The organism is Halomonas sp. BLK-85, from assembly GCF_044792155.1.
GTDB lineage: Bacteria > Pseudomonadota > Gammaproteobacteria > Pseudomonadales > Halomonadaceae > Vreelandella.
The window spans coordinates 869,806-883,113 of record NZ_CP087731.1 but is presented as its reverse complement, the minus strand read 5'-3'; the positions used below and the strand labels follow the sequence as shown (position 1 = coordinate 883,113).

Sequence of the window (13,308 nt, the reverse complement as noted above, 5' to 3'; positions counted from 1 at the left end):
CCTGAACGCCCTCACCCTGTGGGGGCGTTTTCTTTCATACGCTTTCAAAACGCTGTGGCTAAACCACCGAGCGCCATGACGATGACCACCGCCCAGGCCGGGAGTTTCCAGACGCTCAACAGCAGAAAGCCGCTCAGCGCCAGGGCAAATTCATAGGGCCCGATAATCGCACTGGTCCACACCGGGTGATACAGCGCCGCCGCCAGAATCCCCACCACAGCCGCATTGGCACCGCGCATCAGCGCCTGGGCCCCCTGCCATTGGCGAAAGCTATTCCAGAACGGCAGTATGCCCACCAGCAACAGCACCCCCGGCACGAAGATGGCCAGCAGGGCCAGCAGCGCGCCCACCAGGGGGTTAATGTCGGGCAATAAGGCGCCCAGGTAGGCGGCAAAGGTAAACAGCGGCCCGGGTACCGCCTGGGCGGCGCCATAGCCGGTCAGAAACGCATCGGCACTCACCCAGCCTGACTGCACCACTTGCGCTTCCAGCAGCGGCAACACCACATGGCCACCGCCGAACACCAGGGCGCCCGAACGGTAGAAGCCGTACGCCACTGCCAGCCAGGCGGCATTGCTGGCCGCCAGTGGCAGAAGACCCAGCAAGGCAATGAACAGTCCCAGTGCGATCAGGCCGCTACGCCGTGAAAGCGCAAACGCCAGAGGCTCGCTCAAGGGGGCAGTCGCCTGGCGGCATAACAGCCACCCCGCCAGGCTGCCGATCAGGATGGCACCTATCTGGCCCAGCGGGCCGTTAATCAGCAGCACCGCAAACACGCCTGCCAGCGCGATGCCCGCCCGGGTTTTATCCGGGCACAGGTGTCTGGCCATTCCCCATACCGCATGGGCCACAATGGCCACCGCGGTTATTTTCAGGCCGCTTACCAGCCCCTGAGCGAGAGGCCCCTCGACGTGGGCAGCGCCAAGTGCAAACACCACCAGCAAAAGAGCCGAAGGCAGGGTGAAGGCCAGCCAGGCCAGCGCTGCGCCCCAGGGGCCGGCGCGCATCAGGCCCAGCGCAACACCCACCTGGCTGCTGGCAGGCCCGGGCAGAAACTGGCACAGCGCCACCAGGTCGGCGTAGGCGGTGTCATTCAGCCATTGGCGACGCGTTACAAACTCATGGCGAAAATAGCCCAGGTGCGCCACAGGCCCACCAAAGGCGCTCAGCCCCAGGCGCAGGAACGCCCAGAACACCTCTTGCCTGCGGCCGCCCTGAGCGGCAGCGGCCTTGTTGGCGCTGTGGGTGGCTTCCGCCCTGCGATCGTCCATTCTGCCCCCGCCATTTAATAGGTCAACACATCATCCTAGCGAGAAAATCTGACGTTAACATGACATCATATCGCTATCACACAAGCGGCCAGGCCGACATAGCAGGAACGGAGTTGCCCTATCCGGGCTTTTCACGTAAGTTCCCGACAGTTTTCTGATACCGATAACCCTAGGCTTTCATGGAAAAAGTTACGGCAGGCTATACCTCACAGGGCATCAAACAGATAGCGGCGCTGGCGGCCTTCCTGCCTGAAATTTCCCGCTTCAGACGCCTTGCTCCCGTCGCGCCCAAGCCTGATGTGGTGATTGGCTGGGGGCTGAAGCCCACCAGCCAGCGCGCTCGCCAGTACGCGCAGCGCCACAGGCTGCCCTATCTGGCCCTTGAAGATGGTTTCCTGCGTTCTCTGGGCCTGGGGTCACAGGGCTATCAGCCGGTGAGTATGGTGGTGGATCAGCGCGGCATCTATTACGATGCCTCGCGGACCTCGGACCTTGAAGTGCTGCTGAATCACGCCAACTTCCCGGGCGAGGAACTCGAACGCGCCGCGCGCTGCATCCAGCTGCTGAGGCGGCATCGTCTGTCCAAGTATAACCATGCCCCGGATCATGCGCTGGAACTGCCCGACAGAGCGCATGTGCTGGTAGTCGACCAGACAGCCGGCGATGCCTCCATTGCCTACGGTCAAGCCAATGCCGAAAGCTTCACTGCCATGCTGGAGGCCGCTCTGGCTGAGCACCCGGATGCGGATATCCTGATCAAGGTGCACCCGGATGTGATTGCCGGCAAGAAACGCGGCCACTTCAGTCGCGCCTTTGATCACCCTCGCTGCCGGGTGGTGGGCGATGACCTCAACCCCTGGGCACTGTTCGATTGTGTCGAACATGTCTACGTGGTCACCAGTCAGCTGGGCTTTGAAGCTCTGCTGGCCGGCAAACAGGTACACTGCTTTGGCCAGCCCTTCTATGCCGGCTGGGGGTTGACCCATGACGCGTTTGACTGCCCGCGTCGCCATCGCCAGCGCCGCCTGACAGAGGTCTTTGCGGGCGCCTATCTGCGCTATACCCGCTACGCCAACCCTTACACCCGTGAAGCCTCAAACCTGGAGGCGTGTATTGACCTGATTGCTGATCAGCGCCGCCAGCAGGAGCGTTATCGCGGCGAGTGGCTGGCCTGCGGCTTCTCTGGGTGGAAAAAGCGCTTTATCGGTGACTTTCTCGGCGATCAGGCCCGTATCAGCTATCACGCGGAACTGCCTGATAGTGCAACATCGGCGGGCGCTGGCCACTCAAGGCGGGTGCTGACCTGGGCCAGCGGTCTCAAGACAGCCGCGACGGGCACAACATCAGAGCTTTGGAAGATGGAGGACGGTTTTGTCCGCTCGGTGGGGCTGGGCGTTGATCTGACCCAACCACTTTCCCTGGTGATCGACCACAGCGGCATCTACTACGATGCCCGCCAGCCCAGTGATCTGGAGCAGATTCTCAACCAGCATGACTTTGATCAGCACCTGTGTGAGCGCGCCGCGCGAATACGCCAGCGGCTGGTGGCACTCAAGTTATCCAAATACAATATCCGGGGCGAACAGCCCCTGGATTTCCCGGCTGACCGACGTATTGTATTAGTGCCCGGCCAGGTAGAAAGCGACGCCTCCATCGCCTGTGGCTCGCCACAGATTCAGACCAATGCGGCCCTGCTGGCCGCGGTTCGCCAGGCAGAACCCGACGCCCTGATTGTCTACAAGGCCCACCCGGATGTTCTTGGCGGTGCTCGGCTGGGCCAGCTTCCGGCATCGGCCAGCCGCGATTATGACAGGGATGTCAGCCACTGTGATATCAGCGCCCTGCTCGAGCGCGTGGACGCCGTACACACCATGAGCTCACTGACCGGCTTTGAAGCGCTGCTGCGGGGCAAGGAAGTAGTCACCCACGGGCTGCCTTTCTATGCCGGCTGGGGGCTGACCCGGGATACGCTGGCCTGCCCACGCCGCCAGCGTCAACTGTCGCTGGATGCCCTCCTGGCGGGCACCCTGATCGTCTATCCCGGCTACGCGGACCCGACGACCCATCAGCTGTGCCATATCGAAACGGTGATCACCCTGCTTGAGCAGGCCCGCCGGCGGCCCAGGGCGCTGACCTGGAAGCAGCAACTGTATCGCCATTACCGCAACCTACTGATAGGAAGACACTAGCTTGAAACCCCAAAAACGTGCCTTTCTTTTTCTGCAAGGTGTCTGCTCGCCGTTTTACCCCCGCCTGGCAAGGCGCCTGAGCGACGACGGCCACCGGGTCGTCAAGGTCAACTTCAATGCGGGGGATCTGCTCTACTGGCAGCATACCCACAGTGAAAACCACCTGTTTCGCGGCCGGCTGGAGGAACTCGACGACTATATTCAGGATCTGTGGCAGCGCTACGCGATTACCGACCAGGTACTCTTTGGTGACCGTCGGCCCATCCATCGCCCGGCCGTGGATAATGCCGCCGCCGCCGGGGTGCGCACCCATGTGTTCGAAGAAGGCTACTTTCGCCCCTTCTGGATCACCCTGGAACGTGAAGGCGTTAACGGCCATTCCCTGCTCCCCAGGGACCCGGAATGGTTTTTTGCTACCGGCAAGGCGCTACCCGCACCGCAAAAACCGGTCTGCTTCAAATCGTCTTTCAATATTCGTGCCCTGCATGATATCGGCTACCACGCAGCGGGCCTTGCCAACCCCCTGGTCGCCCCCCATTACCGCAACCACTCACCGATTACCGCGCCGGCTGAATACCTCGGCTATGCCAAGCGGTTCACCCAGCTCAAGGTCTGGAAGCGGCGCGACGCCAAACGCATCAGCACCTTGCTGGCATCCGGCAAGCGTTATTTCATGCTGCCCCTGCAGCTGAATACCGATGCCCAGATCCGTGACCACTCCCCCTACGCCAACATGCAGGCAGTCATCAGCGATGTGATGACCTCGTTTGCCCGGCATGCAGCGTCAGACACCCTGCTGTGTATCAAGAATCATCCGCTGGATATGGGGCTGGTCAATTATGCCGGCCTCATCCGCACACTCGCCCGACAACTTGGCCTGGAAGGGCGCATTGTCTATCTGGAATCGGGGGATCTGAACGCCTTGGTCAAGCAGGCCGCCGGCACCATCACCGTCAACAGCACGGTGGGTATAGTGGCGCTGGAAAAGGGCTGCCCGACCCATGCCCTCAGCGACCCCATCTATCAGTTGCCCGGCTTGACCCATCAGGGCACGCTGGCCGATTTCTGGCAGGCCCCCACGCCGCCCGACTCGCAGCTGTTCAGCTACTTCTACCGCACCGTCATGCATGCCACCCAGGTCAACGGTGGTTTCTATTGCCAGCCGAGCATCGATCTGGCCGTGAATAACGCCTCGCGCATTCTGGAAGCCTGCCCCTCCCCGCTGGAAGCCTTATTGCCCTGAGCCCACCTCCGGGCCACAGCCTCGCGCCAGCGGCTCAAAGGTATCACTGAAGACCGCATCCAGATCAAAGGTGGAACGCTGGCCCAGAGCATCAAAGTGCTCATCCAGCCATTCGTCGGCCCAGCGCCGTCCCTGTTCAAACAGGCTGGAAACAAAGTTCCACTGAGCATTGAGCTTGCTGGATGCGCTGAGCTGCTCGACCTCCTGCTCGGCATGAATCAGGTGAATACGCATGGAGCGATAGCGCTCGGCGTCCAGCTGTTGGCCGTCAATCAGTTGCTGCAGCAGCTGGATACTGCGCAGCTCCTTGACCAGGCTGGTATTGAAGGTGATCTCGTTGATCCGGTTGATGATATCCCGGGCACTGTCTGGCGCCTGCTGGCGTTCAAAGGGGTTGACCTGAACCACCACCAGATCCTGACAATCGCGGTTATCCACCAGCGGAAACAGCGCCGGATTGCCGCTATAGCCGCCGTCCCAGTAGGCTTCGCCGTCAATTTCAACGGCCGGGAACATAAACGGCAGGCACGCGGATGCCATGACCGTATCCGCGCTGATCTCCGGCTGGCTGAACACCTTGGCGCGCCCGGTTCTTACGTTGGTGGCCGTGACGAAGACGGTGGCGGTGCGGCAGGCGTTGACCCGTTCAAAGTCCACCAGGTCGCTCACCAGGTCACGCAGCGGGTTGATGCCCAGCGGGTTCAGCTTGGCCGGTGCCACCAGCTGGGTCAGGTTCTCGAACAGCAGGTAGCTGGGGGAATGGTCCAGGCTGTGGTTGCCCATCAGCCAATCCCAGGGCGCAGGCTGAATGGGCGAAAAGCGCGCCGCATTACTCACCCCTCGCCAGAACCGGTGGAGCGCTTCCCGCGCGCCGTCCCGGCCGCCGTAGTGCAGGCCGTCGGCCAGTACCACGGCGTTCATGGCCCCGGCGCTGGTGCCACTGATCGCGGAAATGGTCAGCCGGGAGTCTTCCAGTAGCCTGTCAAGCACGCCCCAGGTAATCGCCCCATGGGAACCCCCGCCCTGCAGGGCCAGATCAATCGTCTTGGATGTGGGTGTCGCCATAATGACTCCTTATCATCCTGTCTGAACGTAAGCGCCAACAAAAAACCGGCCCTTAAAGGGCCGGTTTGATCACACACTAAGTGCGATGGAATGCTGTCCTGCTTCAAGCCGAGGCTTAGAAGAAGTAGCGAGCACCAGTAACGTAGTAGACGTCGTCGCTTTCAGAGTTAATCCCATCACTACCGATTACTACATCTTCTTGATCAGCCTGCTGGAGTTCCAGGAAGACGTTGAAGTTGCTGGAAACGGCGTAGTAGCTGCCCAGCGCCCAGGAAGTGCGATCTTCACCATCTCCATCTACATTGATATCGTAGATATCGGCATTGAAGGCCAGATCACCCACGCCGTAGGACATACCCAAGCCGACTTTATCAAAACCGCCACCAAGAGTATCACTGTCTTCACGACCTTCATAACCCAGACGCAGAGACAGAGCATCGTTGACCGCGTAGGAGCCGATCAGGCCACCCAGCAGTTCGCCGTTGCCGCCGCCACGGACGACATCTTCAACAAAACCCAGACCGACGGTGATCGGGCCCTGCTGGTAGCGTACACCACCTTGCGCAGCAATTACGTTACCTTCATCACGAACACCAACTTCACCGCCCGGAACGCCTTCTAAGCGATCACGATCGCTGTAATGCTTGCCCTGCAGGTAAACGGTAAAGCCATTCAGATCTGGTGTGTAGTAACCGATGGAGTCACCACGTGACTGGGTCGGGTGGCCAGCGAATTCCAGACCGCGGTCGATATAGACATCGAACGGCAGGGAAACAAACTGGTTGTAGAAGCTGTCGAAGTTACCGGCCTGAACAGTACCGTACTGGTTGCTCTGCAGACCGACATAGCTCTGACGGATACCGCCCTCAAAGCCGTTGTCATAGCTTGCTTCGTCACCGTTGAAACGCCACTCCAGACGACCAAAGGCACTCAGGTCGTTGGAAACCTGCTGGCTCATATTGAAGCCAATACGCGAATAGACGTCGACAAATTCTGCGCCATTATCTACTTCAACGCCATCAGAGACGTTAGAACCACCACCACGGATACCCATGGAAATGCGGCCATAGATGTCAAGCTTGGTGCCGTCCTGGTCATATACCGGGGCAGCCTGAACGCTGGAAGTAGCGCCCATCGCGGCGATGGCGCTAACAACGGCAGTTGCTAAAAGTGTCTTTTTCATGAGTAGGTTCCTTAACTAGCTTTCTGTTTCGATCGTTTAGTCAGGCTATATTGCCTGTATGGGTAGCCGGTCTGATTTTTTGCGGCAGGCAAACTGCCTCAGATCCATACTAGCCTTGTTATATTCCAATGCTCGCAGGTAGAACTCTATACCGTGATTTGCCGGAAAGCAATAGAAAAAAACACTGTTTTTTAATGGATCGTGATTTTTTCCGGAACCACGTCGCGCTTGACGTGTCTCAGCGCGTTTGAAATTTCGCCTGCAGGCTGGCGAGTTTTTCTTCCATGCTCATTGGCTGGCGGCCAGCGCCGCTTGCCTGAGCGCTTTCCGCCAGCGCCTGTGCAGGCGGCTTCTGTGTGTCAGCGCCAGGCGGTTGGGCGGCGTCAGGTTGGGCGGGCGCCCGCTTGCCCGGCGCGGGTCGCTGCCCTCGGGGCTTTGCAGTCGCGGGCTGCTCACCGGCCTGGCTGTCGGATGCCTTTCTGCCCGGCGTCGATGGAGGACGGTTGGCAGATGACGGCGCGGTTTTCTGGCGGGCCTGGCGCTTTCGCGCGGCAAATTCGGCGGCCTGGGCATCCACCACTCCGGCCGGATTCCCCTCCAGATCGACCCGCTCGACCCCTTCCTGCATCGCCTTGACGTAACGCGGCAGATTGACGTAGTTGGCCAATGCACGGCGGATCAACTTGTTCGACCAGACGGCTTCCCGTTCCGCGAGATCCTGGTGGATACCCACCTTGAGCGGCAGGGTGCGGCCCCTGGAGAACGCCTGCGGGTAGCGCTGGTACCACTGCTCGAGTAACTGATGGGGGCTGGGCGGTGTCGGGGTAGCAGCAGGCGGCGGCGTGGGGGTGGCAGGCAGCTCGGGTGCCGGGGTGTCCAGCGGCGGCTGGGCCGGCGCATGGCCCGCCAGCTGACGTGTCAACTGGCGGTTGTGCGCTTCCAGGGCAGCAATGGTCTGTTGCGCCTTTTCAAGCCGGATTTCCAGATCATCCAATAACTGTTTCACGCTGGCCGACATGTCAGTCTCCCTGGCCTGTGCCTATGGCATCCGTCGATGCGGGTGCACGGCGTTCATAGATCACAAAATCGTAGTCCGGCTGGCCCGGCTGTGGGGTACCGGCTACCCGCTGGCTTTCCTGCCACTGGCTGTCTGCCAGGGCGGGAAAACGGGTATCGCCCTCCACCTCGACCTTGACTTCGGTAATGTACAGGCGCTGAGCCACGTCCAGCGCTTGCGCATAGATCTCGCCGCCGCCCATGACCATCACCTCTTCCGCCGCTTCAATCGTCGCCTGCAGGTCCGCCAGTGCCAGGGCATCCTGCAGGCTATGGCAGACACGCACGCCAGGATGCGACCACTGGGTATCACGGGTCACCACAATGTTCAGCCGGTTGGGTAACGGCTTGCCAATCGATTCAAAAGTCTTACGCCCCATCACCAGGGGTTTGGCCTGGGTGGTTCGCTTGAAGAACTTCAGGTCCTCCGGCAGGTACCAGGGCAGCTGGCCCTCGACCCCGATCACCCGGTTCTGTGCCATGGCAACAATCATGGCCACGGGCACCAGCGGCTCGCCATGTGCCGATGATGACGGTTCAACAGTGTTCATACGGCTACCTGCGCCTTGATATGGGGATGGGCCTCGTAGGCATCGATGACAATATCATCAAATGCAAATGCGAACAGGTCATCAACCTGCGGGTTAAGCCGCAACTGCGGCGGCTCATGGGGCTGGCGGGTCAACTGCTCACGGGCCTGCTCAAAGTGATTCGCGTAGAGATGCGCATCGCCCAGGGTGTGGATGAACTCCCCTGCTTTCAGGCCCGTCACCTGGGCCACCATGCTGAGCAGCAGCGCATAGCTGGCGATGTTGAAAGGCACGCCCAGAAAGATATCGGCACTGCGCTGATACAGCTGGCAGGAAAGCCGGCCGTTGGCCACATAGAACTGGAACAGACAATGACAGGGCGGCAACTGCATCGCCTCCACCTGCGCCGGGTTCCAGGCTGAGACAATCAGGCGCCGCGACATGGGGTTGGTCCTGATCTGCTCGACCAGCTGGCTGATCTGGTCAACGCTGCCACCTTCCGGGCGCGGCCAGCTGCGCCACTGATAGCCATAGACGGGCCCGAGATTACCCTCGGCATCGGCCCATTCATCCCAGATACGCACGCCGTTTTCCTGCAGGTAGGCAATATTGGTTTCCCCGCGCAGAAACCATAAAAGCTCGTGAATGATCGAGCGCAAATGGAGTTTCTTGGTGGTCAGCAGCGGAAAGCCACGCGAAAGATCAAAACGCATCTGGTGCCCGAACACGGAGCGGGTACCGGTACCGGTCCTGTCGTCGCGGTCAACGCCCTGTTCAAGGACATGGCGCATCAGGTCCAGATACGGCTGCTCAAGCGCTTGTTGCGAAGTCGGCGTTACATCAGTCACAAGAAATCCAGATTAAAAGCATTTGTTAAAACATTCTATACCAGCGAAAACGCCCGCTGCCACTCCAACTATTTACCGCTCACTCCTTACCAGCACCATCGACCGCCTGGCGTTGCGACCAGATAATCAATACCAGGCCTAGCGCTATCATCGGCAGCGTCAGCAGCATGCCCATGGTGAACCAGCCGAAGGCCAGGTAGCCGATGTGCGGGTCGGGCATCCGCACAAATTCAACCATGAAGCGGAACAGGCCATAACCGACCAGAAAAGCGCCCGACACCAGGCCACGGCTTTGCGGCCTGGCCGATAGCCACCACAGCAGCGCAAACAGCACAACGCCTTCCAGCAGCGCCTCATAAAGCGCTGAAGGATGCCTGGGTTCCGGGCCCATGCCGGGAAATGGCATGCCCCAGGGCAGGCTGGTCACTCGGCCGGGCAATTCATGATTGATGAAATTGCCGATTCGGCCCGCCCCCAGCCCGATGGGCACCAGAGGGGCAATAAAATCGGCCAGGGTCAGAAAGGCCAGCTGCTTTTTGCGGGCATACAGCCAGGCGGCCAGCAGCACCCCCAAAAGCCCGCCATGGAAGCTCATGCCGCCATCCCAGACGCGGAACACCCACAGCGGATCGGCAAGCCATTGCTCAAGGCCATAAAACAGCGCATAGCCCAGGCGTCCACCGGCCACGACCCCGATGGCCGCATAGAACAGCAGGTCACCGATATCATCACGGTTGAGGCCAATGCGCGCTGCGCGCAGGCTGCCCAACCACCAGGCCGCCACAAAGCCCACCACATACATCAGCCCGTACCAGTGAACCTGAAGAGGGCCAACGGCAATGGCAACGGGGTCAATTTCCGGATAAGCAATCATAGTTCTTCCCTAAGGCCATTAACCAAGAATGAAACGTAACCCGACCAGGGTCAGCAGGGTCGCAAAGGCGTAACGCAGCACATGCGCGGGGAGAACATGCGCCAGCCGGACCCCCAGGCGGGCAAAAGGAACGCTGGCCAGGACAATGCCCACAAAGGCAGGCCACATGACAAAACCGGTTGTCGCCGCAGGCAGCAAAGGGTGCCCCCAGCCCACGACAATAAAGGTCAGTGCGCCAAACACGGCAATCGGCAACCCGCAGGCTGCGGAGGTCCCCACCGCCTGGGTCATATTGGCGCCGCAGCGTGATAGCCAGGGTACGGTCAGGGTACCGCCGCCAATCCCGAACAGGGCTGAAATGGCGCCAATGACGGTTCCTGCAGCCACCATCACCCGTTTGCCCGGCGCCTGGCTGCCCGGTTTGGGCGACAGCCCCATCATCATCTTGAGCGCCACCAGCAGGACAAAGACCCCAAACAGGGTGCCCAGCAAGGTGCCGGACAGGTTGTCAGCGACGAAAACACCGGCAATCGCTCCCAGCATCAGGCCAGGCAGCAAGGCCATGAACCAGGGCTTGTCGACACTGCCCTTGCGGAAATGACCATACGCAGACGACGCCCCCGTGATCACAATAGTGGCCAGCGAGGTACCAATCGCCAGGTGCATCAGCACCTCAGGGGCAATGCCTTGCCACTCAAAGGCCAGGGCCAGCACCGGTACAATGATCAGGCCACCGCCGACCCCAAAGAGCCCGGCCATGGTGCCCGCAACGGCGCCCAATAGCAGATAGACTGCAAACGTCACTATCACCGTCATGGCGTGAACGCCTCGTAAGGTTGATCGGGAAAATGCTCATCAGGAAACCAGGCCATCACCCGGTTGATCAGGCTTTCGGGCTGATAGGGTTTGGCAAGCAGGTCGTTCATGCCCGCCTGCAGGCAACGCTCGCGGCCGGCCCCGTCAGCGTTGGCCGTCAGCGCCACCAGAATACTGCCTTTCATGTGCTGAGATTGTTCGTATCTGCGCCACTGCCGACTGGTTTCCAGGCCGTCCATCTCCGGCATGAAAATATCCATGAACACCAGGTCAAAATGCTGGCGCTGCTGGCAGGTCAGGGCTTTCTCACCGCTATCCACGGCGGTGACCTCAAAGCCCTGCTTTTCCAGCACCCGCTTGGCCAGCATCAGGTTGACCGGACCGTCATCCACCACCAGCACCCTGGCTGGCTGAGCCGGCATGTCCTGTCGGGCATCGGCCTCGGCCACTGATTCGTCAACAAGGTTGCCCAGCAAGGCGCGAATATCGGCCAGACGTTCTTTGAACTCATTCACTCCCTCTACGCTTCCCGCCGGCAGATTGGCAGACCAGTGATCAACATACTTGAAAAGCAGGCTGGTCTCGCGGCGCAGCAGGTTCAGATAGCCGGACTTCAGGCGCGATTCTTCCCTGGCCCGGTCACGCCCCAGCTGAAGCTGGTTCATCTGCTGTCGCGTCTGAGCCAGATCATCCAGTAAGGTGTCGCGGGCATCCACCTCGGGCAGAACACTCTCGGCCAGCACCTTGTCGCCAGCATGGCGCATCGCCGCCAACTGCTCATTGGCTTTTCCCAGCCGCTCAATCAGGGGGGCACGCTGCCCGCTATTATCGTCGACCCCAATAACAGAACCGGCGTGCTTATCCTGTGTGCCAAGCGCTCCAAGGTGCTGTTCCAGTTCACCGATGCTCTGTTCCAGCGCCTGCTCACTGCGATTCACCCTGGCGCGTAGCAGCACGCCAAAGGCACCCAGGTTCAGCCCAGTGCCAAGCAGCAGAAGCGTCATGATGGCCAACAAGGGCCACCACGACGTTTCCGGGTAGCTGCCGCTCACCGGCATGGTGGCGACCAGAAGGCACAACAGCACCAATGCCAGCTGCAACAGCAGGCAGGGCCACAGGATGGGCCAGATGAGGCTGCGCCAGAAGTGCTCCTTGCGATACGAATCAGTCATCAGGCCGTCCTGTTGGCTGGGTGCCTGTTTACAGTTATATGCTCAATACAGCATGATTGCCCAGTGGTCATTCCGGGATCGCCAGTTTACGTGGCACATGCACAGATGTCATGAGGCTCTACTGCATGGCCGTCCCTTTACGGTTGGCTGTCAACGCTGTTGATCATTTTCTGGATCGTTTAAAACGTTCATTGATTCAGACAGCTAACGTATCCACCGACACAGACACCCTTCAGGAAGCCAAGCATGTGCCTTCTTGCCTTTGACTGGCAACCCCAGACCCTGACGCCGCTCCGGCTTATTGGCAATCGCGATGAATTTCACGACCGCCCGACCCAGGCACTGCATGACTGGAAAGATGCCCCCATTGTCGGCGGCAGGGACCTTCAGGCCGGAGGTTCCTGGCTGGCGGTCAATCGGCTTACCGGGCGAGTGGCAACGCTCACCAATGTTCGCGACCCTGACCTGATCACGCCCCCGGGCACGCCCAGCCGGGGAGAACTGGTCCACCAGGCCCTGACCTGCCCCAACCTCGAAGACTGGCTGCAACAACTCCATAATGAAGCCCACCAGCATGCCGGCTTCAACCTGCTGGTCGCCACGCCCCACACCCTGTGGCACATGCATCGCGGGCGCGAAAACATCACCCTTGGCCGCGTCAGTGAAGGCCTTCACGTAGTGTCCAATGCCAACCTGGACACCCCCTGGCCCAAAGCAGTTGACCTCAGGGAGGCCATGCTGGCTGACAGGCAAACACCCTCGGCGGATTGGCCCCACCATGCTTTAAGGGCTATTCAGCAACGCCGGGAAGCCCCGTCAGACGCCGTTCCTGATACCGGTATCGCACCGGCGCTGGAGAAAAAGCTGTCAGCCGCCTTTATTGTGGGCGAAAGTTACGGCACGCGGGCAACCACCTGGCTGACAGCTCATCAAGGGGGCTCCATCAGCATCACAGAACAGAGTTTTGGCCCCATGGGTGTGCCGCGCGGAGACATCAGTCTCACCCTGGAGACCGCCTGGACCTGAAGCGCCCGGAACGTGGACACACGACTTAGGCGCAG

Annotated in this window: 12 protein-coding genes; 3 read left to right on the top strand and 9 right to left on the bottom strand. The window is 60.4% G+C overall.

Annotation, left to right across the window (positions count from 1 at the left end; all coding sequences use genetic code 11):
* Positions 1-44: 44 nt before the first annotated feature.
* The gene (gene chrA, locus LL947_RS03855) at positions 45-1,271 is read right to left on the bottom strand and encodes a chromate efflux transporter (protein WP_499834027.1); all 1,227 of its coding nucleotides are present in this window, start codon (positions 1,269-1,271) and stop codon (positions 45-47) included.
* Positions 1,272-1,450: 179 nt separating this feature from the next.
* On the opposite strand from chrA, the gene LL947_RS03850 reads away from it, so the two are divergent.
* Together LL947_RS03850 and LL947_RS03845 are read left to right on the top strand one after the other, a co-directional pair.
* Entirely contained in the window at positions 1,451-3,460 is a 2,010-nt protein-coding gene (locus LL947_RS03850) for a capsule polysaccharide biogenesis protein (RefSeq protein ID WP_499834026.1), read from the top strand.
* Position 3,461: 1 nt separating this feature from the next.
* Positions 3,462-4,703 (top strand): capsule polysaccharide biogenesis protein, encoded by a 1,242-nt coding sequence (locus LL947_RS03845; RefSeq protein ID WP_499834025.1) that lies wholly within the window; start codon positions 3,462-3,464, stop codon positions 4,701-4,703.
* Here the strand turns inward: LL947_RS03845 and LL947_RS03840 are convergent.
* From LL947_RS03840 to LL947_RS03805, 8 genes are all read right to left on the bottom strand, one after another.
* Positions 4,692-5,768 (bottom strand): patatin-like phospholipase family protein, encoded by a 1,077-nt coding sequence (locus tag LL947_RS03840; RefSeq protein ID WP_290823679.1) that lies wholly within the window; start codon positions 5,766-5,768, stop codon positions 4,692-4,694. The two genes, LL947_RS03845 and LL947_RS03840, sit on opposite strands and share 12 nt — an antisense overlap.
* A 115-nt stretch (positions 5,769-5,883) precedes the next feature.
* Positions 5,884-6,951 carry a porin gene (locus LL947_RS03835; protein ID WP_499834024.1) on the bottom strand — a complete coding sequence of 356 codons (1,068 nt, stop codon included), beginning with the start codon at positions 6,949-6,951 and terminating at the stop codon, positions 5,884-5,886.
* A gap of 238 nt (positions 6,952-7,189) precedes the next feature.
* Entirely contained in the window at positions 7,190-7,969 is a 780-nt protein-coding gene (locus LL947_RS03830; RefSeq protein WP_499834023.1) for a ProQ/FINO family protein, read from the bottom strand.
* A 1-nt stretch (position 7,970) separates the two neighbouring features.
* Positions 7,971-8,558 (bottom strand): dihydrofolate reductase, encoded by a 588-nt coding sequence (locus LL947_RS03825; RefSeq protein WP_499834022.1) that lies wholly within the window; start codon positions 8,556-8,558, stop codon positions 7,971-7,973.
* Entirely contained in the window at positions 8,555-9,328 is a 774-nt protein-coding gene (locus tag LL947_RS03820; protein ID WP_290822009.1) for a thymidylate synthase, read from the bottom strand. The genes LL947_RS03825 and LL947_RS03820 overlap by 4 nt, the downstream gene beginning before the upstream one ends.
* 136 nt (positions 9,329-9,464) lie before the next feature.
* Entirely contained in the window at positions 9,465-10,259 is a 795-nt protein-coding gene (gene lgt, locus LL947_RS03815) for a prolipoprotein diacylglyceryl transferase (RefSeq protein ID WP_499834021.1), read from the bottom strand.
* A gap of 18 nt (positions 10,260-10,277) precedes the next feature.
* Positions 10,278-11,075: a sulfite exporter TauE/SafE family protein gene (locus LL947_RS03810; protein ID WP_499834020.1), complete on the bottom strand. Its 798-nt coding sequence runs from the start codon at positions 11,073-11,075 to the stop codon at positions 10,278-10,280.
* The gene (locus tag LL947_RS03805) at positions 11,072-12,247 is read right to left on the bottom strand and encodes a response regulator (protein WP_499834019.1); all 1,176 of its coding nucleotides are present in this window, start codon (positions 12,245-12,247) and stop codon (positions 11,072-11,074) included. Before LL947_RS03805 ends, LL947_RS03810 begins: the two co-directional genes overlap by 4 nt.
* Before the next feature lie 246 nt (positions 12,248-12,493).
* On the opposite strand from LL947_RS03805, the gene LL947_RS03800 reads away from it, so the two are divergent.
* Entirely contained in the window at positions 12,494-13,273 is a 780-nt protein-coding gene (locus LL947_RS03800; protein WP_499834018.1) for an NRDE family protein, read from the top strand.
* Positions 13,274-13,308 lie beyond the last annotated feature (35 nt).